General features: G+C 64.2%; 19 protein-coding genes. 7 read left to right on the plus strand and 12 right to left on the minus strand.

Annotation, left to right across the window (positions count from 1 at the left end):
* Positions 1 to 4: 4 nt before the first annotated feature.
* Positions 5 to 1,798 carry a diguanylate cyclase gene (locus tag R3C13_RS03185; protein ID WP_371309344.1) on the minus strand — a complete coding sequence of 598 codons (1,794 nt, stop codon included), beginning with the start codon at positions 1,796 to 1,798 and terminating at the stop codon, positions 5 to 7.
* Between the two features lie 79 nt (positions 1,799 to 1,877).
* Positions 1,878 to 2,543: a GH25 family lysozyme gene (locus tag R3C13_RS03190; protein WP_371309345.1), complete on the minus strand. Its 666-nt coding sequence runs from the start codon at positions 2,541 to 2,543 to the stop codon at positions 1,878 to 1,880.
* Between the two features lie 157 nt (positions 2,544 to 2,700).
* Between R3C13_RS03190 and R3C13_RS03195 the strand changes: the two genes are divergently transcribed.
* Entirely contained in the window at positions 2,701 to 3,135 is a 435-nt protein-coding gene (locus R3C13_RS03195) for a polymer-forming cytoskeletal protein (RefSeq protein WP_371309346.1), read from the plus strand.
* Here R3C13_RS03195 and R3C13_RS03200 read toward each other — a convergent pair whose 3' ends face one another.
* Positions 3,136 to 3,732, minus strand: coding sequence for a tetratricopeptide repeat protein (locus R3C13_RS03200; RefSeq protein WP_371309347.1), 597 nt, complete (start codon positions 3,730 to 3,732; stop codon positions 3,136 to 3,138).
* Positions 3,733 to 3,893: 161 nt separating this feature from the next.
* On the opposite strand from R3C13_RS03200, the gene R3C13_RS03205 reads away from it, so the two are divergent.
* The 3 genes from R3C13_RS03205 to R3C13_RS03215 all read left to right on the plus strand — a co-directional run bounded on the left by R3C13_RS03205 (position 3,894) and on the right by R3C13_RS03215 (position 6,124).
* Positions 3,894 to 4,865, plus strand: a complete 972-nt coding sequence (locus R3C13_RS03205; RefSeq protein ID WP_371309348.1) for an oxidoreductase — start codon at positions 3,894 to 3,896, stop codon at positions 4,863 to 4,865.
* A gap of 31 nt (positions 4,866 to 4,896) precedes the next feature.
* Positions 4,897 to 5,694 (plus strand): class I SAM-dependent methyltransferase, encoded by a 798-nt coding sequence (locus R3C13_RS03210; RefSeq protein ID WP_371309349.1) that lies wholly within the window; start codon positions 4,897 to 4,899, stop codon positions 5,692 to 5,694.
* 61 nt (positions 5,695 to 5,755) lie between these two features.
* Complete coding sequence (locus tag R3C13_RS03215; protein ID WP_371309350.1) at positions 5,756 to 6,124, plus strand: hypothetical protein; 369 nt, start codon at positions 5,756 to 5,758, stop codon at positions 6,122 to 6,124.
* A gap of 4 nt (positions 6,125 to 6,128) precedes the next feature.
* Here R3C13_RS03215 and R3C13_RS03220 read toward each other — a convergent pair whose 3' ends face one another.
* The gene (locus R3C13_RS03220; protein WP_371309351.1) at positions 6,129 to 7,532 is read right to left on the minus strand and encodes an ATP-binding protein; all 1,404 of its coding nucleotides are present in this window, start codon (positions 7,530 to 7,532) and stop codon (positions 6,129 to 6,131) included.
* A gap of 150 nt (positions 7,533 to 7,682) precedes the next feature.
* Complete coding sequence (locus R3C13_RS03225) at positions 7,683 to 8,585, minus strand: hypothetical protein (RefSeq protein WP_371309352.1); 903 nt, start codon at positions 8,583 to 8,585, stop codon at positions 7,683 to 7,685.
* Between the two features lie 192 nt (positions 8,586 to 8,777).
* Here R3C13_RS03225 and R3C13_RS03230 point away from each other — a divergent pair, with 192 nt between their 5' ends.
* Positions 8,778 to 9,332, plus strand: coding sequence for a hypothetical protein (locus R3C13_RS03230; RefSeq protein WP_371309353.1), 555 nt, complete (start codon positions 8,778 to 8,780; stop codon positions 9,330 to 9,332).
* On the opposite strand, the gene aguB is transcribed toward R3C13_RS03230, so the two are convergent.
* The 3 genes from aguB to R3C13_RS03245 all read right to left on the minus strand — a co-directional run bounded on the left by aguB (position 9,327) and on the right by R3C13_RS03245 (position 13,637).
* Positions 9,327 to 10,169 carry an N-carbamoylputrescine amidase gene (gene aguB, locus R3C13_RS03235; protein ID WP_371309354.1) on the minus strand — a complete coding sequence of 281 codons (843 nt, stop codon included), beginning with the start codon at positions 10,167 to 10,169 and terminating at the stop codon, positions 9,327 to 9,329. The genes R3C13_RS03230 and aguB overlap by 6 nt on opposite strands.
* A 31-nt stretch (positions 10,170 to 10,200) precedes the next feature.
* Positions 10,201 to 11,184 carry an agmatine deiminase family protein gene (locus R3C13_RS03240; RefSeq protein WP_371309355.1) on the minus strand — a complete coding sequence of 328 codons (984 nt, stop codon included), beginning with the start codon at positions 11,182 to 11,184 and terminating at the stop codon, positions 10,201 to 10,203.
* A gap of 134 nt (positions 11,185 to 11,318) precedes the next feature.
* Entirely contained in the window at positions 11,319 to 13,637 is a 2,319-nt protein-coding gene (locus R3C13_RS03245; protein ID WP_371309356.1) for a TonB-dependent receptor, read from the minus strand.
* Positions 13,638 to 13,926: 289 nt separating this feature from the next.
* Here R3C13_RS03245 and R3C13_RS03250 point away from each other — a divergent pair, with 289 nt between their 5' ends.
* Complete coding sequence (locus R3C13_RS03250) at positions 13,927 to 15,642, plus strand: ArnT family glycosyltransferase (RefSeq protein ID WP_371309357.1); 1,716 nt, start codon at positions 13,927 to 13,929, stop codon at positions 15,640 to 15,642.
* 10 nt (positions 15,643 to 15,652) lie between these two features.
* Here R3C13_RS03250 and msrA read toward each other — a convergent pair whose 3' ends face one another.
* The 3 genes from msrA to R3C13_RS03265 form a co-directional block, all read right to left on the minus strand.
* Entirely contained in the window at positions 15,653 to 16,297 is a 645-nt protein-coding gene (gene msrA / locus R3C13_RS03255; protein ID WP_371309358.1) for a peptide-methionine (S)-S-oxide reductase MsrA, read from the minus strand.
* Between the two features lie 156 nt (positions 16,298 to 16,453).
* Positions 16,454 to 18,511 (minus strand): penicillin-binding protein 1C, encoded by a 2,058-nt coding sequence (pbpC, locus tag R3C13_RS03260; protein ID WP_371309359.1) that lies wholly within the window; start codon positions 18,509 to 18,511, stop codon positions 16,454 to 16,456.
* A 4-nt stretch (positions 18,512 to 18,515) separates the two neighbouring features.
* A complete protein-coding gene (locus tag R3C13_RS03265; RefSeq protein ID WP_371309360.1) occupies positions 18,516 to 23,489 on the minus strand; it encodes an alpha-2-macroglobulin in 4,974 nt (1,657 codons plus the stop codon).
* A gap of 161 nt (positions 23,490 to 23,650) precedes the next feature.
* Here R3C13_RS03265 and R3C13_RS03270 point away from each other — a divergent pair, with 161 nt between their 5' ends.
* Positions 23,651 to 24,007 (plus strand): YbaN family protein, encoded by a 357-nt coding sequence (locus R3C13_RS03270; protein ID WP_371309361.1) that lies wholly within the window; start codon positions 23,651 to 23,653, stop codon positions 24,005 to 24,007.
* Between the two features lie 3 nt (positions 24,008 to 24,010).
* On the opposite strand, the gene R3C13_RS03275 is transcribed toward R3C13_RS03270, so the two are convergent.
* A complete protein-coding gene (locus R3C13_RS03275) occupies positions 24,011 to 24,871 on the minus strand; it encodes an ion transporter (protein ID WP_371309362.1) in 861 nt (286 codons plus the stop codon).
* Between the last annotated feature and the right edge of the window lie 6 nt (positions 24,872 to 24,877).

The raw sequence follows: 24,877 nt of genomic DNA on the forward strand, positions 1-24,877 counted from the left end.
AGGGTCAGGCGCGCTTCTGCCTGACCACCCATTCTTCCCCTTCAGCCAATCTGGCGTGGCTGAGCTGGACTGCCGCAGGCATCCAGCCGGACACGCACAATTTGTTGCGGCCCGATGCCTTGGCAGCATAAAGGGCTGCATCCGCCGCCTTGTAATAGGACGGGAACCCTGCGGGGTTTTCAGGCTGGATCCGGATCAGTCCGATCGACACCGTAATCTGGCCGACTTCGGCGAAGTCGTGGGCCGCGACGCAGGTGCGCAGGCCATCGGCGACCTGGCGCGCAGCCTCGATCGAGCGGGCTTCGATCAGCATGCAGAACTCTTCCCCGCCGAAACGGGACACGGTCTGACGGCTGCCGCGACAGGCCTGCAGCACGCCCGCCAGTTCGACCAGCACGCGGTCGCCTACTGCATGGCCATGGGTGTCGTTGACGCTCTTGAAGAAATCCACGTCGATGACAAGCAGGTAGAGCCCTTGCTCCTTGCCGAGACTGACAGCGGCGGCCTGGGCAAAATGCTCCTCGAATGCGCGGCGGTTGAGCAGGCCGGTCAGGGAGTCGGTGGTGGCGAGTTCGCGCAGCATGACCTGGTCGGCCAGCGCCCTGTCCTTCTCCCGCCAGAGCATCCGCACCCGGATTGTCACCAGGATCGCTGTCAACGCCACATCTATCATGATGGAGGGGAAAAAGCCGGTGTCGAAGAATTCCATATTGCCGATGAGACCAAGCCCGCGCGCGATGCGCCCGGCGATCACGATGAAGGCGGGCGTCCAGCCGATCAGCTGCGCCAGCGCAAACCGGCTGCCCCGCAGCGAGGCCGTCAACAGGGCGCCGATCATGGACAGGAACGGCAGGATGAAGACGCCGTGATAGATGTAGGACGCTGTAAACGGCCAGCGCGGCGCCATCGCCATGAAGAAGACGCCAAGGCAGAACGGGATTGCGCCGGATATGATGAGGGCCGTGCGCCAGCGCGGGCCCAGCTTTTCCGGCTCGCAGAGATCCCTGACCAGCAGGCAGGCCGAGAAGACGATCCCACCCAGCAACAGATGGTCGACGACCGAGCGCGTGAGGATGCCGAAGCCCGGCATCATCATAAACACAAGCCCCGACCAGAGGACGGAATAGACCAGCAGCATGGCGATCATGCCGATATAATACAGGATGAATTTGCGCCGCAGGAACGTGTAGAAAAACACGTTGAGGATCAGCGGCGCAAACAAGAGGCCGCAGAAAAAGGCCGCCAACACCACGGCATGAGTATGCCGGGCCTGGTCAACAGAGGAATCGAGGACTGCAATGTCGGTGAAATTCAGCAGGTCCCATGGCGCGTCGATGCCAATCACGACCTTCACCGGCCGCGCGGAACCACGCTCGTCAATCGGGAACGCAACGCTGGAGGGCGCTCGCCAGTATTGCGTGATGTCCTGCCCGCTGTAGGTGTGGGTGCGTGTCGTGCCGTCTTCCAGCACCACATGGATCGTGATGTCGCCATGATGGCCAAGGCGCGTGCGCAGGACCGGCTTCGACATCGCGCCTGTCAGATCCGATATGTCCGCGATCAGCCAGATATGATCCGATCCCTGACGGAAGGCTTCATCGCCGCACCGGAAGCTGCCGGACAGGCCAAGCACCTCCTCAGGCGCGAGGTCGCCGCGCCCGCTCAGTTCGCACAGGCGCGGGCCGATCTGGAACGGGTCATTGTCCTTCGCGGCGGCCGGCAAAGCCACCCCGACAATCCCCAAGAGGATTGCCAGCGCCATCCGGCGCCATTTCTGGACGTCCCACCACCCAATCATGACAGCCACTCTGGCACATATGGTTTTCCATTCCTTTAGAGCGATCGGTGAGATTTTGCCGACTGCCCCAATTTTCGTTTCAGGGAACGGGCACGAGATTGAGGTCTACGGGGCCTTCTATTCCGGCCACCCTTCCCTTCATCGAATACTGCCAGATCAAGACGCCCTCTTCCGGCGGCCCGGACAGGCTGCGCATCCAGACCGGGTAGTCCGCAAACGCCCCGGCCAGCCAGTCGGCATGGAAATCCGGCGTGGTGTAGAGCACGGGGCGCTGCCCGTATTCCGCTTCCAGCCGGGCCAGGAAGACCCGCAATTCCGCCCGCGCCGCATCTTTGGAGCCTGAAGGCGCGCAGTTGTGAGCGTATTCGAGATCGACTGCCGGAGGCAGCGTGCCATCGCGCACCTCGACCGACTGGATGAAATTCGCCGCCTGCGTCTCGCCGTCCCGGCAAAGGAGGTAGAAATGATAAGCGCCCGCCAGCCAGCCGCGGCCGGTGGCTTGCCGCCAGTTCTGCTGGAAGTCCGGATCCTTCCAGTCGCCGCCTTCGGTCGCTTTCAGGTAAATGAAGTCGATGGGGGCCGTATCCAGCAGATCCCAGTCGATCCGGCCATTGTGATGGGAAATATCGATGCCTTCGGCGCCCGGCTCCAGCAGGCTGGCGACCGCCTCGCTTTCCGGTGCCGGCGCGCCGCAAGCGGCGGCGAGCGCAAGGCAGGCGGCAAGGATCGGGGCGCGATGTCTCATTCCCCGACCTTGCCAATCGCTGGCGGCAGGCTTGCGGCCAGTGTCCGGCGGAACCGGGGCAGGCATGTCTTGCTCGTCCGAATTCACCACGCGCTCTTCCCCGGGCATGATCCCTGCATTAGTCTGCCAGAAAAACAGCCAAAGGGCAGTGAGGGCGATGGGTAACACTGACAAGGGGCGCTCCGGCGCCGTTCGCGCAGCGTCAGGGGACGCTGCGAACCTGATCCTCAAAGGCACACACCTCGACGGGAAGCTGAACTTTGCGGCGCAGACCGTCGTTTCCGGCCGTATCTCGGGGGAGATTACCTGCCAGAATACCCTGTTCATCGAGCTTGGTGGCCGTGTGGAAGGCCGCGTGCAGGCGCCGACGATCGTGGTTTATGGCGAACTCGACGGCACCATCCTCGCGACGGAGTTCCTTGAAATCTGCACCGGCGCCGTGGTGGCCGGCGCCGTCAAGGCGCGGTCGGTCCGGGTTGACCAGGGTGCGAAGCTGACCGCGGACCTGTCGATCTCCGCTGACCTGCCTGCAAGCCTCGACCCTGCACAGGCCGCGCCGGCACCGGCCCAGCCTGCTCCGGTCGCCGGCTGATCAGCGGTCGCGAAGCCGCATCATCTGTTCCGAAAACGGGACATTCGGATCGAACCCGCCGAGTTCCTGAAGCCGCGTGCAGGCCCATTTGTAGCCCTGGACGCAGGACTGGCGCAGCGCTTCGCCGCCCTCGGCCGTATTTTTCGGACCGCCCGTGCCGGTAAACACCATGTTGCCATAGCCCGCACAGCCGCTTGTCTCGCCGTAGTCGCAGGACAGTTTGTAAAGCCGGCGTGCTTCGGTCTGGTTGGTTTCGACCCCGCGCCCGAGTGACGTGAGATAGGCAAGCGAGGCGCAGCCTTCGCCATTCCCGCCCGCACAGGCGCGATTGTAGGCCTTCGCAGCAAGGTCATAGTCCTGCACGCCGCCCTCGCCCTTCCGGTAAAGGTCGCCCTGGCTGACGCAGGCCTCATAATCCTTTGCCGCGCAGGCCGTCGCCGCCGCTTTCCGGGCATCCCGCTTTGCCGCGAAATTCACTTCGGCTTTTTCAAACGCGATTTCCGCCTGAGAGCGCTCGACGCGCGAGGATTGCGCTGCTGCCGGCAGGATGGCCGCAACGGCAGCAACAGCAAGGGAAACAAGGATCTGGCGGCGCATGGGAGGGCTCCTTCGATCAGTCAGGTCTTGAGCCGATATAAGACCCGGCACGCCCAGCGTCCATGCAGGCGCCTGCTTAAGCTTTCTTAACCTGCCTTGCCGCCCCCACCGGGCCGGGGCAGTATCCCCACCAATCGAAAGACAGCCGGAGGACAGGACACATGGCAGCAACAGACCAGGTTCCGATAGGCTCAGGCTTTCACGGAAAGTCCACGGCGGCCGAAATCGTCGCCGGCACGGACCTTTCCGGCAAGAATGCCATTGTCACCGGTGGATATTCCGGCATCGGACTCGAAACCGTCCGGGCGCTGGCAGGTGCCGGCGCGCGCGTCACGGTTCCGGCCCGCCGCCCCGACATGGCCGCAGAAGCACTGGCCGCAGTGGCCGGCGACATCGAAGTCGCCGCAATGGACCTTGCCGACCTTCGCAGCGTCGAAAAATTCACGCGCGAATACGACGAGACCGGCCGCGGCCTCGACATTCTCATCAACAATGCGGGCATCATGGCCTGCCCGCTTGCCCGTGTCGGTCCCGGCTGGGAAAGCCAGTTCGGCATCAATCACCTTGGCCATATGGCAATGAGCCTTGCGCTGGCGCCGGCCATGCAGCGCACCGACGGCGCCCGCCTCGTCGCGCTCTCCTCCATTGGCCATGCACGCTCCGACATCATCTGGGATGACCCGAATTTCAACACGCGCCCCTATGACAAATGGGAAGCCTATGGACAGGCAAAGACCGCGGACGCCCTGTTTGCGCTGGGCGTCGACCGGCGCGGGCGCGACATCGGCATCCGCGCTTACTCCGTACACCCCGGCGGCATCTTCACACCGCTGCAACGGCACCTGACCGACGAGGAAATGGCGGCGCTCGGCTGGAAAAACCCGGACGGCACCATCCCGCCGCAGGTTCAGGCCATGTTCAAGACGCCCGAACAGGGCGCCTCGACCTCGGTCTGGTGCGCGACCGATCCCCGCCTTGCCGATCGCGGCGGGGTGTACTGCGAGGATTGCGACATCGCGCCGCTGGCGACGGATGCCAGCCAGCGCTGGGAACATGTGCGCGCCTGGGCGTGCGACGATGAGCGGGCCGAACGGCTCTGGGAAATCAGCGAGAAGCTGCTCGCAGACGCCTGAGCGCGCTGCCATGATCGGAAGGAATGACGAGATGAAACCCTATTTTGGACTTGCACTGGCAGGCATGCTGCTCGCAGCCTGCACCACCCCTGCCCCGGCCTCTTCAATGTCGGAGCCCCCTTCCGCCAAGGTCGCCCCCGGCGGGTTCGACTATGAATCCGTGTTCGGACTGGATGACCGGCCCGAGCAGGACTATGAGATGTACCCCGCCCGCAAGTCCGCCGAAGTACTGGCCTTCACCGGGATCATGCCGGGCATGACCGTGGTGGAGATGGAAGCGGGAAATGGTTTCTATACGGAGCTATTCTCGAAAGTCGCCGGACCCGAAGGCACGGTCTACATGCAGAACCCGGCTTCGTTTGCGGCCTTCCTCGGAGATTCGGTGTCGAAACGCGTCGATGGTCGCCTTGCGAACGTGCAGACGGTCGAGAGCGGTTTCGACAACCTCTCCGAAATCGGCGTTGAAGAGGCCGATCTGGTCACATGGTTCCTGGGGCCCCATGAACTCTGGTACACGCCCGAGGGCGCCGAAGCCTTCAGCCTCGGCGATCCGGACCGGACGTTCCCCGAAATCGCCCGCGTGCTGAAGCCCGGCGGCTCATTCGTCGTCCTGGACCATATGGCACCCGCCGGCTCTCCCGCCACGACGGGCGGTGACACACACCGGATCGACAAGGCCATCATCATCGACATGGCTGAGAAAGCCGGCCTCACCCTGGTCGCCGAAAGCGACATCCTCGCCAATCCGGAAGACGACCTGGCAGTTAACGTGTTCGACCCGTCGGTGCGGCGGAAGACAGACCGCTTCCTGCTCAAATTCACCAAATAGGGCGCACTGGCACGCGACATGCATCCTCAGGGGCGAGTATCTCATCGCACCTGAGGGTTCCATGTCTGCCATCCGTCACACCTGCCTTGCCCTGATCGCCCTTGCCGCACCGTCTGTCGCCTTCGCTCAGGCGGCTCCGGAGTTGCGCGGCGCGGTATCCGATCCCCTGCCGGGCAACTTCAGCGACGAACTGGCTGGCGGCGCCGTCGATATCGTCGAGGCGGAAGCGATGCCCGCTCCGCTTCAGATGGAGCCCGTTATCGTGAAAACTGCCGGTCCGGTGCTCCGCTATGACACAGCCCCCCCGGTGCCGGTGCGCCTCGCGGCAGAAACCGCCGTCCAGGATCCGCTCCGCTTTAAAGCATCCGCGACCGTCGGAACATCCGCCCGTCAGGGTCTCCTGACCTGGGAAGGCCGCAACAACTGGTAAGCGGTCAGGCCGACACGGAATCCGTCAGCAGCAATTCGCGCTGGGCAGCGGCCGTGCGCAACGCCTGAGCCGGCAGCCAGCAGGTCACTTCCAGACCGCCGCCCTCGACCGGCTTCATGCCGACCGTGCCGCCATGCAGGTCGACGAAGTGCTTGACGAGCGCGAGGCCGAGCCCGGCACCGCGCTGGTCGCCCGAGACGAAACTGTCGAAGCTGGTCGCACGCTTTTCCGCTTCCAGGCCCCGGCCATTGTCGCGCACCGAGAAGGTGACCATGTCGCCCATGCGCTGGGCCGACACGACGATTTCGCCGCCCGCATCGGTGAAGCGGAGCGAGTTGGACACGAGATTGAACAGGATCTGGCGGATGCGGCGTTCGTCAGCGCGGATCATGCCGAGCTTGCCCTCGATCTCGGCGCGTACCGAGATCTCCGTGTCCTCCGCCTTGGTGACGACCATCTCGATGCTTTCCTCGATCACCTTGGCAAGGTCGACGTCTTCGAGGTCCAGATCCATGCGACCCGCCTCGATCATGGCGAGGTCGAGAATGTTCTCGATCAGCTTCGAGAGGTGGTCCGATGCCGAGAGGATCGAGCCGACATAGTCCTGCTGGCGCTCCGTCAGCTGACCATTCTTCTGCGTTTCCAGCAGCTCGGCATAACCGAAGATGACGGTGAGTGGCGAGCGCAGCTGGTAGGAAACGTTGCGCACAAATTCCGTCTTCAGGCGGTCGGCTGCCTCGAAAGCTTCGGCGCGTTCACGCAGGGCCGATTCCACGCGACGCGTCGCAGTGACGTCGGCAAAGGCAATCAGCGTGTTTCCATCAGGCAGCGGCTGGGTCACATAGGTCAGGATCGAGCCGTCGGAGCGGCGCATCTCGCCGGTCGTCGACTGGCGCGCCTTCGCGGACGGGTCGGTGATGTGGCCCTTGATCGCGTCCCAGATCTCGGCGTCGTGGAACAGCGGGATGCACTCGGCCGCAACGGCGTCGTAATCCGGATGATCGCGAAGCTTCTCATCCGACAGATTCCAGAGCCGCTCGAATGCGCTGTTGTGGAGTTTCAGGCGGCCATCGCCGCCGAACACGACCACGCCTTCATGCAGATTGTCGAGCGTCGAGCCCTGCGTCTTCATGATGGCGTTGAACTTGGTCTGCAGTTCCAGCTCGCCGGTAATGTCCTTGAACAGAAGAAGCAGGCCGCCCATCGGGTGGCGCTGGCGCGTGACCGACAGGGTCGAGCCATCCGGCAGCGACCAGGTGTCTTCCTTCACTCCGTCGATATCGAGATAATAGGAAAGCTCTTCCGCGCGCCATTCTGCGTAGTTCGCGCGCGCCGGAAGCTTGCGGCGCTCGCGCAGCCGGTCGAGCAGCTGGCCATGGCCCGGCCGGTCGAGCAGGAAGCTCCTCATCGAGATCCCACATATCGCGGAAGGCCTTGTTGTAGAAGGTCAGCTTTCGATCGGAGCCGAAAATCGCGACGGCGTCGGCGACATGGTTCAGCGTCTCGTCATGGGCGCGGACATGGCGGTTCAGTTCTTCGCGCGCATCTTCCTGCGCCGTCACATCAAGCGCCATCGCCCTGCCCGCCGGACAGCGGGAAGGTCGGCCAGCACACGCATCGCCCGGCGCTGGCCATTGATGACCATGTGGCGCGTCTCGTCGATGTCGACGCCTTCGGTGATCGTCTTGCGGGCCTGTTCGGCCGTCGCCTGGTCCAGCATCAGCTGGCGGTCGAGCACGCGGTCGAGATTGGTGCCGTCGACAGCCTCGATATAGGCCGGGTTGACCCATTGCAGCTTGCCCATGCCCGACATGCGCCAGGCCGGGAACGGCGCCTTGCCCAGCATGTCAAGGAAAGCCGTCGGGTCGCGCGCAATAACCTGCCGCGCCTCTTCCAGCTTGCCGCGGGCGGAGCTTTCCTCGAGGCCCTTGATGGTCGCATCGGTGATCCAGACGACCGCGCGGGCGCCGGCGGTGCGGCCATCTGCTTCAAGGAAGCGGCCGGAGGGTCCGATAATGGTGAGCGAGAAGGCCTGGCCGGTCTCACGCAGTTCGCGCAGGCGGATGCGCAGTGTCGTATCGACGCCGGAACTGTCGCGCGCTTCAAGGTCGGCGAGGCCTTCCACGATGCGCACGGCCGGGTCCGGAGAGATAGCATCGTCGGTAAAACTGAGCAATCCAGCGAGGGCAACGGGTGAACCGTGCAACTCCGGAGCAATAATTTCGTCGCCTTCGGCCTCCAGTGCGTCGCCCTGCCAGACGAGGATCACGCCCGGATGGGCGCCGAGGATGGAGCGGATGCCGGCAATGTCGGTTTCAAGCTCGGAAGAACGGTCCCGGTACTTGCGGGCCGCGCCCCTTGCGCCATCGGAAACCCGCAATGCCCACAGCAGCGCGGCGAGGCCCAGGGCCGTCGCACCGGCCGACATGATGATTGGGACCTGATCCGCAGTAAGTGCCATAGCGTGTCATCCAAAAGCCCGAATCGGCCGCCAACAGGGCAGCAGAAACGGTTAACGAAATGCGCCCTCAGCGTTAAGGGCGCGTTAACAGAGTGCTAAGACCGCCGGAGTCCGCAGGCAAGGTAACTGAAACGTTATGTTGCAAAAAGACCACACCCGCCTAGTCTGCCCTGCCTGAACTGGAGTTTTCCGATGCGTTTTCGCCTTCTTGCCCTGGTTTCCCTTGCCTGTGCCGCAGTCAGCGTGCCCGCCACCGCCCAGGAAACCGGCGACGAGCTGGTGCGCCTGCCGGGACAGGGCCTGACCAAGCCGGAAGCCAGGAAGCTGCGGGGCACGCCCGAGCGGCTGGTGCCGGGTGGTGGCCTGTTCCTCAGCTTCGACACCAATGAAGACGGCCGGATCACGGCGGAAGAGATCGAAACAGGCGTGCGGGCCGCGTTCCTTGAGGCGGATGCCAATGAAGATGGCAGCCTGACGGCCTTCGAACAGATGGGCTGGGCCGAAAGCCTGCCGACCCGCGACGACACGCTGGCAAACCCGGTTCGCTTCGACCCGAACCTGGACCGCACAGTGACCCCGGAAGAGTTCGAGGCGGTGGTCGCCGAACTCGCCGCGCACTATGCCGATCCGGCGAGCGGCGACATCCTCGTCGCCGACCTCAGGGCAAAGGCGCCGAAGCGGGAGCTGAAGGAACGGCCAGAATTCGCGCGCGCCCGGGCAGACCGTCCCGTCGGCGGCGGCTTATAGCAGGACGTCGTAAAGGTCCGTCCGCCGGTCACGGAAGAAGCCCCAGGCGGCCCGGTCCCGTTCGATGACATCGAGATCGAAGCTGGCCACCAGCACGCCCTCTTCCGTGCGTCCGAAATCGGTAACGACCTCGCCGACATGGTCGGTGATGAAGCTGGTGCCGTAGAAGACCTGTCCTTCTTCGTCGCCCACCCGGTTCGCCGCGACGACCGGCATGACATTCGCCACGGAATGCCCCTGCATCACCCGGCGCCAGCGTGCCGCCGTGTCGAGGCTCGCATCGTGCGGCTCTGCGCCAATGGCCGTCGGATAGAGCAGCACGTCCGCCCCCATCAGGGCCATGGCGCGGGCCGCTTCCGGAAACCACTGGTCCCAGCAGATGCCGACGCCGATATTGCCCTTCATCGTCTGCCAGACGCGGAATCCGGTATCGCCGGGGCGGAAATAATACTTTTCCTGATAGCCCGGCCCGTCGGGAATGTGGCTCTTGCGATAGACGCCGAGCGGCGCACCGTCCGCATCCAGCATGACAAGCGAATTGTAATAGTGCGGGCCGTCTTTCTCATAGATCGAGACCGGGATGACGACGCCCAGCTCCGCGGCGAGCGCCGACATCTGCTCAACGGCCGGGTGCTCCGTCCACGGAATGGCGCGGGAAAAATGGTGCTCTTCCTGCGTCTTGCAGAAATAATAGCCGCAGAAGAGTTCCGGCGGCAGGATGACTTCCGCGCCCTGCCCTGCCGCGTCGCGCACATGGGCGCTCACGCGGTCGATATTGTCCTGCATGTCGTCGCTCGGCGTGAACTGGATGCCGGCAAGGGTCAGGGTTCGGCTCATCTCTCGACCTCCTTGGGGTCAGGCGGGGGGATCAGGCGGGAATTTCGCGGGTCATGCAATGGAAACTGCCGCCCCCGGCCAGGATGTGTCCTGCCGGAAGACCAATCACGGTGCGCCCCGGAAACAGGACGCGCAGTTCGGCAAGCGCCACAAGGCTGAAATGATCTTCATATACCGGCACCAGCACAGCGCCGTTGGTGATCGTGAAATTCATGTGGCTTGCCGGCACCGGCTCACCGTCAGCGTCGCGTACAAGACCCGGCGAAGGGATCGTCGTGACCTGCAGCCCGGCGCGGCGTAGCGTGTCCTCAATATCCATCAGCACCTGCGCATTCGGATCGTCATTGCCGGACGGATGCTGGCAGAGCGCATGCCCCGGTGCGATGAACCGCGCGATATTGTCGACATGCCCGTCAGTGTGGTCGTTGGCGAGGCCGTCACCGAGCCAGATCATCTCGTCGATCCCGAGCGCCGACTTGATCCGCGCTTCGATCTCATCACCCGTCAGGTCAGGATTGCGGTTCGGGTTCAGCAGGCACTGGCGCGTGGTCAGCAGCCGGCCCTCACCGTCGACGTCGATCGCGCCGCCCTCAAGGATCAGCTGGTGCTGTTCGGCCGCGAGGCCCTCCCTGGCCGCGATGGCATTGGCGGTCTCGGTGTCGCCCGGCATCAGGTATTTGCCGCCCCATCCATTGAAGCGGAATGCCTGGGCAACGCGCGTCGTGCCCTGACCGGTCACGATGGGGCCCGTATCCCGCAACCAGATATCGCCGGTCGGGACCTCGACGATCTCGGCGACATCGCCGACCGCTGCCACGGCCGTGTCCCGCGCCTCGTCCGAGCCTGCGGCGACTTTGACCGGCACATGCTGAGCCGCCGCCCGGATGAAGCCGGCAATCTGATCGCGCGGTCCAGCAAGGCTGCCGCCCCATTCTTCGACAAGACGCGGCCAGCCGCACCAGAGGGCGGAATGCGGGGCCCATTCGGGGGCGAGGAAGGGTTTGGAGAGAGGCATCGGCGCGCCATGCCACAGCTTGGCCCAAAGGAAAAGGCCGGCCCCGCAAGAGGCCGGGCGGATGCCGCAAGCAAAAGGGGCCGCGTCAAAAACGCGGCCCCTTCCATTCAGATCAGATCAAAGATCCAACTGCCTCAGAACGTGGTTGCGAGCGAGACCGAAATGGTCCGCGGCGCGCCGTAGTAGTAGGAGTTGGTGCCGTTGATGTTGTTCAGGTACTCTTCGTCGAACAGGTTCTGCACGTTCAGGCGAAGCTTGGCCGATTTGGCAGACTCCAGGAAGTTGCCGAGGTCGTAGCCAGCGTCGAAGTTGAACACCGTGTAGGCAGGTGCATCGAACTGGTTCGCATCGTCAGACCAACGCTCGCCGACGCGGCGGCCCTGGAGGCCGAACTCGTACGGACCGACTTCATAGTCGATACGGGCTGCAAGCGTCATGTCCGGCGTTTTGACCAGCTCAAGACCGGTGTTCTTCACTTCGCTGTCCGTGAAGGAAGCCGAGGAGAAGAAGGTCAGGCCTTCGAGGATTTCCATGCCGAACGTGGCTTCGAAGCCCTTCAGGTCCACATCGCCGACGTTACGCGACAGGAAGACCGACGGATCGAGCGGATCGGGAGCGCGTTCGATGCGGTTCGAGAACTGGTTGAACCAGACGGTCGCAGACGCTTCGATCCGGTCGCCGCGATAGCGGTAGCCGAGGTCGTAGGCTTTGGAGTTTTCCGGCTGAACCGTGTCCAGCTGCTTCACGAGGATACCTGCGTACAGATCATCGGTCCGCGGTGCAGAGATCGTTTCAGCGAAGCTCACGAAGAACTGGTGCGCGTCCGAAGGACGGAAGGTGACACCGACGTTCGGCAGCACGTCGTCATACTTGACGTCGGCCTGGAACGGCGGAGCGTATTCCTGCGTGCCCGTGCCGAAGGTCACGAAGCCGGTCGGCTGGTTGTTGGTGCCGATCACCGGGATCGGGGTTTCCAGCGTGCAGTACTGCGTGGAAGAACCGTTGCCCTTACGCGCGTAGCAGCGCTGGTCGAGCTCGCGCTCGAAGTACGGAATACGCAGGCCGGCGGTCAGGCCGAGCTTGTCATCCATGAAGTCGCCGCGATATTCGAGCGACAGCTGGTTCAGGCGGGCGATCGAGAGGCGGTTACGCTTCTGGAACTTGTCGCCATTCGACAGGTAGATGGCCGGGCCGTAGTCGTCGACACCACCAAAGACGTTGAACGGCGAACCGTCCGTGTCGAGGAAGGAGTAGTCGCCGGTCTGACGGTGACGGCCCTGGTCGAAGGTGTAGGCAATACGGAAGCGCTGGTTGTCGGTCATGTTGTAGATGAGCGAGCTGACCAGAGCGTAGCGGATCGTGTTGGTGTTCGACGGCGAGTAGAGTCTCACGGAGTCGTCCGTGTCATTGTCGCCATTGAGATCCACGCCGATGGTGCCGAAACGGACATCCGTCTCGGACGTGTTGGACGAACCACCGCCGTTCGCGCGGACATACTGGACCGACGGGTCAACCGTGAGGACCAGTTTCGGGCTGAGCGTGAACTTGCCCTGCATCCGGATGTTGCCGGTGTCGGACGGGTTGATGGCGTAGTTCAGCGTGTACTGGTCGATCGAGTCGCGGAACCCGGCATCGAACTCAGCTTCCGAAACCGTGTAGAAATAGGTGAAGTTGTTACGGTTCTGGTTGTAGTGAGCCATCAGGCGGACATAGTCGCCATTGTCGCCGATCGGCTGGAAGATCTGAGCGTTGAACTGCTCCTTGTCGATCTTCGACTTGCCTTCGATGAAGTAGTTGTAGCCGGTGTTCGAGTAGGTCACGAACGCTTTGGTGCCGTAGGGGCCGATTTCGCCGCTGTCGAGGCGGACATAGTAACGGCGGTAGTCGTCATCACCGAACGAGAAGACGGACGAAACGCTCATTTCGTCTTCCGGGGATTTGGTCACATAGTTGACCGTACCGCCGGTTGCCGAAGCCGTCGGGCTGTCGACGTCCGTTGCACCGAAGTTGACGGTCGCGCGGGTGATCAGCTCGGGGTCGAGCATCTGGTTGGTGTAGAGGGCGTAGTTGCCGGTGTCGTTCAGCGGGATACCGTCGAACGTGGCAGAGATACGGCTGCCGTCGAAGCCGCGGATGTTCAGGTCACCGCCGGAAGAGCCGTAGGCGTCGTTGTTGGAGAAAGTCACACCCGGAAGCAGGTTCAGCGATTCAAAAACCGTCTGACCTGGCTGCTGGGTTTCAATGTAGGCTTCGGTGATGGAAGCGCGGGCTTTTGCGGCTTCATCGAGCGAGAGAACATCGGTCTCCTCAGCCACGCCGGAAACCACGACGGTCGACATGACCATCGGATCTTCGAAGGCCTGGGTACCGGAAGACTGCGCGAATGCCGTGCCCGCAGTGGACAGGCAGACGGCCGTCAGGCTCGTGGTGTAAAGTAAAGAACGGATATTCATGTGTCGTTATCCTCAAGATGAACTGAGACGCGATCTACGCTGCGGGCTACGACCGGAACACTTTTTGCCGCCCCGGTTTGAAAGCCGCATAACGAGTCCATGTGACAGATAAAAGACAGGAATCCGAAGGTTTGACACATGGCACCCGGAATCCTGCTGAAGCTTTTGCTGCGATGCAAAAATGACACGGTTGCAAGAAACGAAGTTTCCGAAACCGTGCATTTCGAGGTGTATTCTTGCGGGCCGCCATCGCATAAACAGGCCCGGTTTCACAAAGAGGTCGGATGAGATGGCAGCGACGCCGCCCGATTCGCAGCCGGACTGGCAACGCATCACCTTCATGCTCCTGGCGATCCTGCTTGCGGCAAGGGTTCTCCTGTTGGTGGTGACGCCGCTCAATCTCTATGCGGATGAAGCGCAATACTGGCGCTGGGGCGAGCATCTGGCCTGGGGCTACTACTCCAAACCGCCGATGATCGCCTGGCTGATCCATGCCGTCACCGGCCTCTTCGGAAATGCCGAATGGGCGATCCGCCTGCCCGCCCCTTTCCTGCACACGGCAGGAGCCATGCTGCTGTTCCTGCTGGGCCGCGACATGTATGGCGGCCGGGTGGGCATGCTGGCGGCGCTCGGCTATGCGCTGATGCCGGCGGTGATCCTGTCATCTGCCGTGATTTCTACAGATGGCGTCCTAATGCCGTTCTGGTGCCTGGCGCTCTACGCCTTCTGGCGGCTGCGCAGCGGTACAGGCGCCTGGGCCAGCGCCTTTGCCCTCGGCCTCGGCATCGGCTGCGGCCTCCTGTCGAAATACGCCATGATGTATTTCCTCATCGGCATCGCGCTGACACTCGTGTTGGATCGCGACAGCCGCAAGGCGCTGATTTCGCCGAAAGGGCTGGCCGCGCTCGCCATTGCGGCCCTGATCTTCGCGCCGCACGTGGTCTGGAATGCGGCCAATGATTTCAAGACTGTCAGCCACACGGTGGACAATGCAAACCTTGGCGGAAAGCTGTTCAATCCGGAAAACGCGCTGACCTTCTTCGTCGACCAGCTGGGCGTTTTCGGGCCGGTCACGTTCCTGGCGCTCGTCTTCGGCCTCTTCGTCGTGCGCTCGCAGGACCATGGCCTCATGGGCCGCGACCGCTGGCTGCTCTGCTTCATCCTGCCGGTGCTGGGCTTCATCCTGTTCCAGGCCGTGCTGTCGCGTGCCAATGCGAACTGGACCGCAACCGCCTACCCGGCCGCCAGCGTTCTGGTCGCCGCCTGGCTGACGCGCGCGCGGCGGAACCGGAACCTCTGGTATGCGGTGGCTGGCTTCACCTTCCTTGCCCTGCAATTCGTGCCGGATGTGCCGGTCTGGGGGAAGCTTGTCGGGGGCGCTGTGGTTGCTGGCTTGCTGCTTGCCTGGGCGTTACGGATGAAGTTCCGCCCGTCGGGCCTCCTCTGGTTCAGCATCGGCCTGCACGGCGTTCTGGCCCTCAGCTTCGCGATCCTGTCGCTGTTGCCGCTGCAGACCACGACGGCGCTCGGCATCGACAATGCCCTGAAGCGCACGCGCGGCTGGGACCAGGCGGCCAAGGAAGTCTTCTCGATTGCAGAAGCGGCCGGCGCGACCGCCGTCCTGGTGGACGAGCGCGAGGCCTGGCACGGGCTCGACTATTATGGCGACGGACGCGCCATTCCCCTGATTTCCTGGCGCCGCTACGGCGTGCCGAAGAGCTTTTCCGAAACGCAGCCGCTGGAAGCGCCGCAGGACACCCGCGTCCTGGTCGCCTCGATCCATCCCGGCATGCGCCCGCGGATGCGTAGCGAATTCGACCAGTTCGAACCGGCAGGTGAAGTGTCCATTCCGCTGGGCCGCCGCCCGAACGGCTGTCCGATCAGCCGCACCTTCCAGCTTTACATCGCATCGGGCTTCCATCCCGAACCGCACACGGCGGAATGGGAAGCCCGCTTCGAAGGACAAAAGGAATTCGCGCCGGCGCCCTGCCCTGCGCGGGACTGAGTGATGAGGCCTAGTGGCCGGCCGCTTCGGCGCCCCACAGGCTCTTCACCCGAGCGTCCCGGCCGCAGGCCGAGCGGTAGTAGCGGTATTTCAGCGGGTTCTTCTTGTAATAGTCCTGATGGTAGGTCTCAGCGGGCCAGAACGTGGCCGCGTCGGCGATGCTGGTAACGACCGGCTGGCCAAGGGCCTCCGCCGCATCGGCCGCTTCGGCTTCGGCGATGTCGCGTTCCGTGTCGCCCGACACGAACACCGCTGTGCGATAGCTTTCGCCTCGGTCGCAGAACTGCCCGTCCGCGTCGGTCGGATCGACGTGGCGGAAGTAATAATGGACGAGTTCCTCATACGAGACCTTGTCCGGGTCATAGGTGACTTTCACTGCCTCATAGTGGCCGGTGTCTTCGTGCGAGACCTGCTTGTAGGTCGGATTGTCGATCCGCCCGCCGGTATAGCCGGAAATCGTCGAGACGACGCCGTCCACCTTGTCGAAATCACTCTCCACGCACCAGAAACAGCCGCCGGCAAAAACAGCCGTCGACAGGCGCTTGGCATCAGGGGTTGTCACCTGATCCTGCGCGCCGGCGCTGGACACAAATCCGATCGCCATGGAGGCCAGGCCGGCGATAAGGGCGATCGACTGGGGAGAACGGGTACGCATTTTCACAACTCGTCGAAGGGCGGGACATACACTTTCCGTGGACACCGGTGATATGGGAAAGACCCGCCCCAGGGAAAGACCGTAAACACACCCCTAACGGCTTTGTGTTGAGCCCGTGTTGTTGCACGGCGGCGGAAATGTGGCAGTGCCGCGGTTTTAGGCAGGCCCTGTAATCACCCGTACACGAACACGGCTGGACCGGCCCTCGGGATCGACGGCTGTAACCGTATAAAATCCTGGCTGTTCCGGCTGCCAGACGGGGGCGCCGGCATCGTCGAGATCGCAGGCCCGCCCATCCACATACCAGCTGAGATTTCCGTCCCCGCGCCCTGAGAAAACAAACGGACGCGGCGCCCGTCCGTTCACGGACCCCGCCCAGAGTTCCGCATCGCGCGGCGGGAACAGGATCTGTGGCGGCCCGGCCTCCGCCAGCGAGCGGAGCGCCCCATGCGAACGCAGGCGCCGCTCGGAGGTCAGCCGCATCGTCGCCTCGCCCTCGTCGCGCAGATGATGGGCCGTGCGGTCGGCAATCTCGAACAGGATCGGCAGCGCCGCCTCGCGTCCGGTGACGCCCGGCCGCGGCGCACCATCCGCCCGGCCGACCCAGACAATGATCGCATGCTGGCCCGACACGGCCGCCGCCCAGGAATCCCGGAAGCCATAGGAGGTGCCCGTCTTGAACGCGATCTGCGGTGCGTTGGCTGTAAGCGAGCCGGGCATCCTTCCTTCCGGCGTCGGCGCCCGGCGCAGGATATCGAGGATTTCGGCCGAGCTTTCGGCGCTGACGAGCCGGTTGCCGGCACTCTCGAAGCTCGCGCCCTCCTCATCCGCGCGCCAGATGAGCGGCTTGGCCACGCCGCCATCGCCCAGCGCCGCATAGAGCACCGCCAGTTCCCGCGCTGTGAGGCCCGCGCCGCCAAGCGCGATGGCAAGGCCTGCGTCATGATCGGCCCCGCCGCTGATGCGCGGGCGCGCGCCGGCCAGTGCCAGCTGCGCCGCGAACCGTTCCGGCCCGACCTTGTCGAGCATCAGCACGGCGGGAATGTTCAGCGAGTGCTGCAACGCATCGGAGACCCGCACATCGCCCCGGAACATGCGGTCGAAATTTTCCGGCTGGTAGGACGCAAACCGTGTCGGCAGGTCAGCCACACGCGTGTCGGGCGCCGCTGCGCCATCGTCAAATGCCATGGCATAGATAAACGGCTTCAGCGTCGAGCCGGGCGAGCGGGCCTGCGCCGTCAAGTCCAGCCAGCCGCCGGGCCGGTCACGCGAGGCGGAGCCTGCAATCGCCCGCACCGCCCGTGTCGGGATATGGACGACCAGCGCGGCGACCTGCACCTCCGCCCCTTCGTCCTCGGCGCGTTCGGCCGCGATACGCTCCACTTCGGCCTGCAGCGCGGCGTCGAGCGTCGACACCACATCTTCACGCGGGCCTTCTGCGAGGGCTTTTTCCGCGCCATGCCATGCACGATCGGGGAAGTCGCGGCGCCGTCCGGGGACGGAGGAAGCGGCGACTTCGGCCGCATCTTCTGCAGAGAAAGCGCCGTACCGGCGCAGCTTTTCGGCCACCCAGTCGCGCGCACGGGCCGCCGCGGCGGGATGCCTGTCCGGCCGGCGCGCTTCCGGCGATTGCGGCAAGGCGATCAGCAGCGCGATTTCATCCTGCGACAGCCGGTCGGCCTCATGCCCGAAATAGGACCAGCTGGCCGCACGGACCCCTTCGAGATTGCCGCCATAAGGCGTCAGCGAGAGGTAGAGTGCGAGGATTTCGTCTTTCGACAGACGCCGCTCCAGCTGCCAGGCCCGGAAGATCTCGACCAGCTTGGAGCCTGCATTGCGGTCACGCGGCTCCAGCATCCGCGCCGTCTGCATCGTGATCGTCGAACCGCCTGACACCACCCGCCCGGCTGCCGCCGAGTCGACGAGCGCCCGCATCAGCCCGGTCCAGTCCGTTCCGCGATGATCGTAGAAGCGCTTGTCTTCAACGCGCAGCAGTGCCTCGACGAATTCAGGATCGATCTTGTCGAGGTCGCCGGAAAATCGCCAGCGGCCATCCGGCGTCGCGAACGCGCGCAGTGGCTTCCCGTGCCGGTCGGTGACGAGGGCCGAAAGCCCCCCCGCCCTGTCGAGGGGCGGAGGGAAGACATGGTCGACTATGACCACCGCCAGGAAGAGCGCGAAAAATCCCGCGACCAGCCGGCGTGGTGTGAGCATTGCCTCAGCGGCCTCCTTCGGCCGTTGACAGGGCCGGCGTGACGGTCACACGGCCGGCACGCGACCGGGCGAAGACCTGCGGCCGGTACATGTCCTCGGCAACGACGCCGGGGATGGCGAAGTCGCCCGGCGTGACGGCCCGCACGACATAGGCCAGCGTGATCGATTTTCCGTACACGTCGATGGCGGCGACGAAACGGTCGTCCTGTGCCTGCGTCGTCTGGGCCTCATCAATCTGGCCGAGGAAGGCGAAGGCACCCGATGTGCTGTACTCGTTGCGGCCGTCGGACGGACGCAGCACAGTCTCGATCTCGAAGCCCGCCGGCAGAAGGTCTGCGACGATCACCGGATTGAGCCGGCGCTCTTCCGGCGAGACGGTCAGCTTGACGACAAGCCGGTCGCCTTGTGCGACGCGGGCAAGATCCACCCGTCCGCCGGTCAGCGTGTAGAAGGACTTGTCGGCCTTCAGCTTCGAGGCAGCCGGCGGCGGCGGCGCCGTCGGAGAGCCGCTGACCAGCACCGTGCGGAACATTGGCGCCTTACCACCCAGCTTGAAGGTGACACCGTCCGTGGCCTGATCTTCGCTGAGCGCATATTGCCGGTCATTTTCATTACCGGCGCCAAGGCCCTGGACATCGACGCGGAAACCGTCACCGCCCTTGTTGAGGTCGTTCACGGCCAGCAGCAGGAACGACTTTTCCTGGGTCGTCAGGGCACTCGGGTCCGGCGATTCCTTGCCGAGACGTTCGGCGAGGCGTTCCAGCGTCCCCGCCTGGTCAGCTTCGGCGGCGAGTGCTATGATAGCGGCCTCATCGCGCAGCGGCGTCTGATAATAGTCGCCGGTGTTGTTGTAGCCGAGCTTTTCCTCCGCCGCCTTGAAGGCCGAGTTCGCACGGGCCTGGTCGCCCATCAGGGCGAGGGCCGCCCCGATATGCGCGCGGGCGAGCGGGCTGTCGATGGAACCGAGTTCGCGGTCATGCAGGTAACGCAGGCGGGAAATGTCCGCCTTGCCAGCCTTGGCCAGCACATAGAGTGCATAGGCTGCCGACCGCTTCATCAGCTGGTCCTGCGTGTCGTTCGAATAGCGGCTCTCATACACATCCGTCGAGTAGCCGTAGACCCGCCAGGCATCGCCGGTGGACACGCTGCGCAGGGCGCCGAAGGCCCGGTCGAGCGCTTCGTCCGGCACGGAATAGCCGGCTTCCTTCGCGCGATAGATGAAGTCGGTCGCATAGGCGCCGAGCCAGGGCGAGGCATAGCCATCCCCTTCCCGCCACAGGCCGAAGGCACCATCGCCGCCCTGACGGTTCAGCAATGTGTTCACCGCCACCTGTATGCGCATTTTCGGATCGTCATTCGCGCCCTTGGCGCCCATGGCGATCAGCTGTTCGGAGTAGAGCAGCGGCAGCGCGCGGCTGGTCGTCTGCTCGGTGCAGCCATACGGGTAGCGGTCGAGCGAGGCGTAGAGCGTGCCGGCATCCACCGGAATGCTCGAGAAACCGACCGACACCGCGCCCGACCCCGGCACGAGGTCTGCCAGAAGGTCTTTCGTGATCTGGAAAGACTCGCCCGGCTGCATCAGCTTGGTGGTCGCGCGCGTCACCGGCAGGTAAGGCGAGCGGGTCTGGATCGGATAGGACCGGTCGACCGCATAGCGCTCCGGGCCTTCCACACTCATCCGCACACGGGAGATCCCTTCCTCGCCCGCCTCGATGCGGACCGGCAGGTCAGCGCGCTGGCCCTTTTGCAGGGTCTTTGTCAGCTTGCCATCTGCCACGGACACGCCGTCCGTTCCGCTGATGAGCGTCGAGAACTCACCATTGCCCAGTTCGACATTGTCGATGCTGGCGGTCAGCACGGCTTCGTCGCCCGGCGCCAGGAAGCGCGGCATGATCAGGTCAGCCGGGGCCTGGTCCCGCACCACCATTTTCGACTCGGCCGACCCGACGCCCGACTTCGACCAGGCAACCGCCATCAGCCGCAACTCGCCATTGAACTGCGGCAGGTCGAACCGGATCTTGGCCTTGCCGGACCGGCCGACATCGACCATTCCGGAGAACAGGGCGACCGATTCCACGGGCACCACGGTCAGGCCTTCGCCTCCGAGCTGGTCACCACCGGTGCGGACTTCCGCCGGCAGGCCCATGTTCGGATCGAGCAGGCGGCCATAGTCGTCATAGAGTTCCACGCCGAGGGCCTTCTTGCCGTAATAATACGACACCGGGTCCGGGCTCTTGAACTTGGTGAGACGCAGGATGCCTTCGTCCACGGCCGCCAGCGTCAGATAGACCGGCTCTTTCGGGCCGTTCGAGATGTCGACCTCGATCACCTGTTCCCCACGCGGACGGGCGACTGTCGGCGCGCTGATGGCGACGTCGAAGGTGCGGGCGTCCATGTTGACCGGCACATAGGTGACACCGACAGCGCGCCGCGGCTTCGCCCGCAGCACGGGGTCACGCTCGGTATAGACCGTGACCATGACATAGGCACCTTCGCCCCATTCGTCGTTCACTGGCAGGGTCACGCGCGTGCCACCTTCGGTCACGGCGATGTTCTGCACCGAGAGCACCTTGTCCGTTGCCACAACAAGCTGGGCCTGGCCGTCATAGGGCGGCACAATGGTGATTTCCGCAGTCTGGCCGCTTTCCGGCGACTTGACCGGGCCCGTCACCTTCACACGGTCCGGCGCTTCAGTGCCGTCATCGGAGACGTAGCCGCCCCAGCCGACATAGAAATCGTCGCTGGCCGCCGCGCTCGAGTCGCCGCCCGTGCCCTCGACAACCAGCTCATGGCTGCCCCAGTCGAGGCCGGACACCCGGATCTCGCCTGCGCCATTTGCCGGTGTCGTCAGGACACCTTCGTTTACCTTGGTGACCGTGCGCGACCGGCGCCAGCGCCAGGAATCGCCGTCATTGTACCAGTCATAATGCCAGTCGATCGCCAACATCTTCCACTTGAGCGGACGCGAAATGGCCTTGCCGTCATCGCTCATGGCGACAACTTCGAACACGGCATCGCCCCCCTGCTCCACCGAATAGTCGAAGCCCGGCTTCAGGCCGATATAGAGCGGCTCCGGCCGGTAGGGCACCCGCACGCTTTCAGCGACGGCGCGGCCGCCCGGTTCCAGCACGCTGACCACCGTATTGAGGCGCAGCGGCAGGCCGGCATTGCTGCCCGCATTGCCCGGTTCCAGCCGCACGACCGCATTGCCGGCGCCATCCGTCGTGACGTCGGCGAATTCGAGGATGCGCTGCTGGAAAGTCGTGTCGTGGCGTCCGAAGCGGAAACCCTGATAGTCCGGAAACGGATTGGGTTCCGGCTCGACGCGCGCCTCGGTCTTCACCGTCAGGCCCGCACCCGGCGCGCCGTAGAGGAAGCGCGAGGCGATTTCGACCTCCCGCGTTCCACCCAGCTTGACCGGCGTGGCCTCATCCGTCTTCAGGTCCACAGCGATACGCTGCGGCACAAAATCCTCGACCGCGAACCGCACCGTGCCGGACGAGCCCGACAGGCCGTCCATCTCGGCCTGTACGCGCCATTCGCCACGTGAGGCGCCTTTCGGCAGCAGGAAAGTATGCTGTACAGCGGCCGATTCCGGATCCTCGAACCGCACCTTTTCGGCAACCAGACCATTCGGACGATACAGAACGAGATTGCCCGAACGCCCGTCGATGGCTTCGCCGGTCCGGTCGCGCAGCATGGCGGTCAGCCGCACGCTTTCGCCGGGCCGGTAGATACCCCGGTCGGTGTAGAGATAGGCGTCAATCAGTTCAGGCGTGTCGCGCCCGCCAACTTCCTCGTCGGACAGGTCCACCGGCGCACGGGTGAGGTCCAGTGCAGCGAGTTCACCCTTGGCGCTGACCGCAAGGATCAGCTTTGGCGCAAGGTTTCCCTGCCCCTTGGTGAGTTCCACCGGAAACACGACCCGTCCCTGCTGGTCGGATTTTCCTTCCGACAGGACGTCATTGTTGCGCGCGATCAGCTGGACCGCCGTATCCGAGATCGGTTTGCCATCCTTCAGGGAACGGAGCGTTACATCGAGGCCGTTCTCGCCTTCATAGGCCGTGATGGCGAGATCGGTCAGCATGATCCAGCGGCTCGACGAGGCCGGCGGGCCGACAGACGCGTCGAGGTCCGCCGCATCCTTCACCGTCACGAAATAGGCGCCGGGCTTCAGCGTGCCGATGGCTGCTTCGAGCGGGAAAACCGACACAACCGGCGCATTCTGCTGACGCGCAATATCGATCGTGCCCTTGAACAATTCTTCCTTCACATCGTCCGGGTCGTCCTCGCCCCAGGTCCAGGAATAGCGGCCCTGCGCGGTCGTCTCGCCTTCGCCGACGCGCTTGAACACGAGCGCCCGGTCATTGATGCGCGAAACGGTGATCTCGACCTTGTCGACATTGACCGTCTCAATCGGCAGACCGTCAGCGTCTTCCCGCGGCAGGATGACGCCTGTGCCCTTGAAGCCGACATAAGGCGGCCGGTCAGCGAAATCGATCGGCACTTCTTCGGTGTTCTTCAGCGTGCGCCCGTCCGCCGATGGCAGGCCGGACAGCAGCGTCGCCGTGCGTTCGGACCCGAAACTGAGGCCGCCGACGCACAGTTCGCGGCCCTCAACGCTCAGCGCCGGCTTGAAGGCCGGGCGGAATTCCACATAAGGAGAGTAGTCCTCTTCCGGATCGAGAGCGGCGGAAAACACAAAACAGGCGAGCGGGTCGTCGCCCTTGGTGTCGATCCGGTAGCGGAAATAGGTGAACTCCTGTTCCCGTGCCTCGATGGCCGCCTGGCGCCGCTTTTCGCGCTGCTTGGCGGCCACGCTGTCTGCGGGAGAGAGTTGGACGACGGCGCCGGCTTCACTGCCTTCGCCGCCCTTCTCCTTCTTGCCGCCTCCGCCGCATGCCGCGAGCAGACCCACGAGTAGTGCCGCGGCAACGGCCTTCGCATATCCCCTCCGGCCCGGATTGAAGTGCGTCATAAACCCTCTCCTTCAGACATCATGAACACTCTTACACATCTTCGCGTAGGCACGAACAGGGCGCGAATTGGACAATTCGGACATTATTCAACGATTTTCGCGATTGCCCGCGTCACTCGCCATGCTTGCCAGCGGCACCCGGCCGGGCCACATGCTGTCTCATGTGGAGCTGGCGCATCCTTGGAGCAGTCGCTTTCGCCTTTGGCGCGATCGGCCTGTTCATTCCCATCTGGCCTACCACCGTGTTCTGGATCGTCGCCGCGCTGGCCTTCGCCCGCTCGAACCCGGCCTGGGCGGAATGGATCTACACCCGCCCAAAGATCGGCCCGCCGATCCGCACCTTTGTCGAGACAGGCGCGCTCAGCCGCGCCGCCAAGACCGCCGCGCTGGGCGGCATGGGGCTTGCGGCCCTCATCCTTGGCGGCCTGTTCTGGAAACGGCCCCTGCCCCTCGGCATCGGTCTGTCGATCATAGGCGCCGGGGCCCTGTTCGTCACCACACGCCCGCGCGGGGATTGAGGACTAGTCCACCGGCGGCGGGTCAGCCGGCCGCTGCTCGGCCTGCGCCGTATAGTCGTGCACCCGCTCTGACAGTTTTGCGTCCTGGCGCTCACGCAGTTCGTCGGAGAACGCGCTGGCGAAAACGCCGGCCGGCAAGGCCACAACACCGATCCCCGCAATCGCGATGACCGAAGCAAACACCCGCCCGAGCGGCGTGACCGGATAGACATCGCCATAGCCGACCGTGGTCAGTGTCGCGATCGCCCACCAGATCGCCCGCGGGATGGAGGCAAAACTCTCCTGGTGCTCACCGCCGACGCCTTCAATGAAATAGAGCGCAACGGCTGACACATAGACCAGCACCAGCGCCATCGCGAGCGCGGTGAGGAGCTGCGTCCCCGCCCGGCGCACCGCTGCCCCGAAAATATTGAAGGCCGGCACAAAGCGCGCAATCTTGATCAGCCGGAACAGGCGCAGCACCCGCAAACCGATCAGCGGCACGCCAAGACCCAGCGACATCACGACCAGTTCCGGAAAAAATGCGAGCAGGTCCGCGATCGAATAGAACCGCGTCATGTATTTGAGGCGCCCGACAAGGCCGCGATATTCCGGGTCCAGCCCGGCGATAAAGACGCGCAGCACGTATTCCACGGCGAATGCCGCAACGACGAAGACGTTGAAGATGGCGAAGGCCTGCTGCCAGCCGGGCTGGGTGTTCAGGGTCGGCTCGGTTTCCAGCGCCAGGAAGAGGAAGCTCAGCAGGACCAGCCCGACGACCAGAAGGTTCGTCGCCGAAATGCCCCGGAAGCGCGCTTCCGGCACCAGCTGCATGTAGAGTCTGTAGCGCAGTCCCTGCTGCACCATCAGCTGCTGGACCGCCATCCTTCC

The organism is Hyphomonas sp. (genome assembly GCF_041398385.1).
Lineage (GTDB): Bacteria > Pseudomonadota > Alphaproteobacteria > Caulobacterales > Hyphomonadaceae > Hyphomonas.

Excerpts from the sequence above, each read along its gene's own strand:
- R3C13_RS03210 (WP_371309349.1), top strand. The coding sequence starts at position 4,897 with ATGAAACCCTATTTTGGACTTGCACTGGCAGGCATGCTGCTCGCAGCC.
- R3C13_RS03240 (WP_371309355.1), bottom strand. The coding sequence starts at position 11,184 with ATGCCTCTCTCCAAACCCTTCCTCGCCCCCGAATGGGCCCCGCATTCC.
- R3C13_RS03200 (WP_371309347.1), bottom strand. The coding sequence starts at position 3,732 with ATGCGCCGCCAGATCCTTGTTTCCCTTGCTGTTGCTGCCGTTGCGGCC.
- R3C13_RS03275 (WP_371309362.1), bottom strand. The coding sequence starts at position 24,871 with ATGGCGGTCCAGCAGCTGATGGTGCAGCAGGGACTGCGCTACAGACTC.
- aguB (WP_371309354.1), bottom strand. The coding sequence starts at position 10,169 with ATGAGCCGAACCCTGACCCTTGCCGGCATCCAGTTCACGCCGAGCGAC.
- R3C13_RS03265 (WP_371309360.1), bottom strand. The coding sequence starts at position 23,489 with ATGACGCACTTCAATCCGGGCCGGAGGGGATATGCGAAGGCCGTTGCC.
- R3C13_RS03185 (WP_371309344.1), bottom strand. The coding sequence starts at position 1,798 with ATGATTGGGTGGTGGGACGTCCAGAAATGGCGCCGGATGGCGCTGGCA.
- pbpC (WP_371309359.1), bottom strand. The coding sequence starts at position 18,511 with ATGCTCACACCACGCCGGCTGGTCGCGGGATTTTTCGCGCTCTTCCTG.
- R3C13_RS03245 (WP_371309356.1), bottom strand. The coding sequence starts at position 13,637 with ATGAATATCCGTTCTTTACTTTACACCACGAGCCTGACGGCCGTCTGC.
- R3C13_RS03225 (WP_371309352.1), bottom strand. The coding sequence starts at position 8,585 with ATGGCACTTACTGCGGATCAGGTCCCAATCATCATGTCGGCCGGTGCG.
- R3C13_RS03195 (WP_371309346.1), top strand. The coding sequence starts at position 2,701 with ATGGGTAACACTGACAAGGGGCGCTCCGGCGCCGTTCGCGCAGCGTCA.
- R3C13_RS03230 (WP_371309353.1), top strand. The coding sequence starts at position 8,778 with ATGCGTTTTCGCCTTCTTGCCCTGGTTTCCCTTGCCTGTGCCGCAGTC.
- R3C13_RS03190 (WP_371309345.1), bottom strand. The coding sequence starts at position 2,543 with ATGAGACATCGCGCCCCGATCCTTGCCGCCTGCCTTGCGCTCGCCGCC.
- msrA (WP_371309358.1), bottom strand. The coding sequence starts at position 16,297 with ATGCGTACCCGTTCTCCCCAGTCGATCGCCCTTATCGCCGGCCTGGCC.
- R3C13_RS03205 (WP_371309348.1), top strand. The coding sequence starts at position 3,894 with ATGGCAGCAACAGACCAGGTTCCGATAGGCTCAGGCTTTCACGGAAAG.
- R3C13_RS03250 (WP_371309357.1), top strand. The coding sequence starts at position 13,927 with ATGGCAGCGACGCCGCCCGATTCGCAGCCGGACTGGCAACGCATCACC.
- R3C13_RS03220 (WP_371309351.1), bottom strand. The coding sequence starts at position 7,532 with ATGAGGAGCTTCCTGCTCGACCGGCCGGGCCATGGCCAGCTGCTCGAC.
- R3C13_RS03215 (WP_371309350.1), top strand. The coding sequence starts at position 5,756 with ATGTCTGCCATCCGTCACACCTGCCTTGCCCTGATCGCCCTTGCCGCA.
- R3C13_RS03270 (WP_371309361.1), top strand. The coding sequence starts at position 23,651 with ATGTGGAGCTGGCGCATCCTTGGAGCAGTCGCTTTCGCCTTTGGCGCG.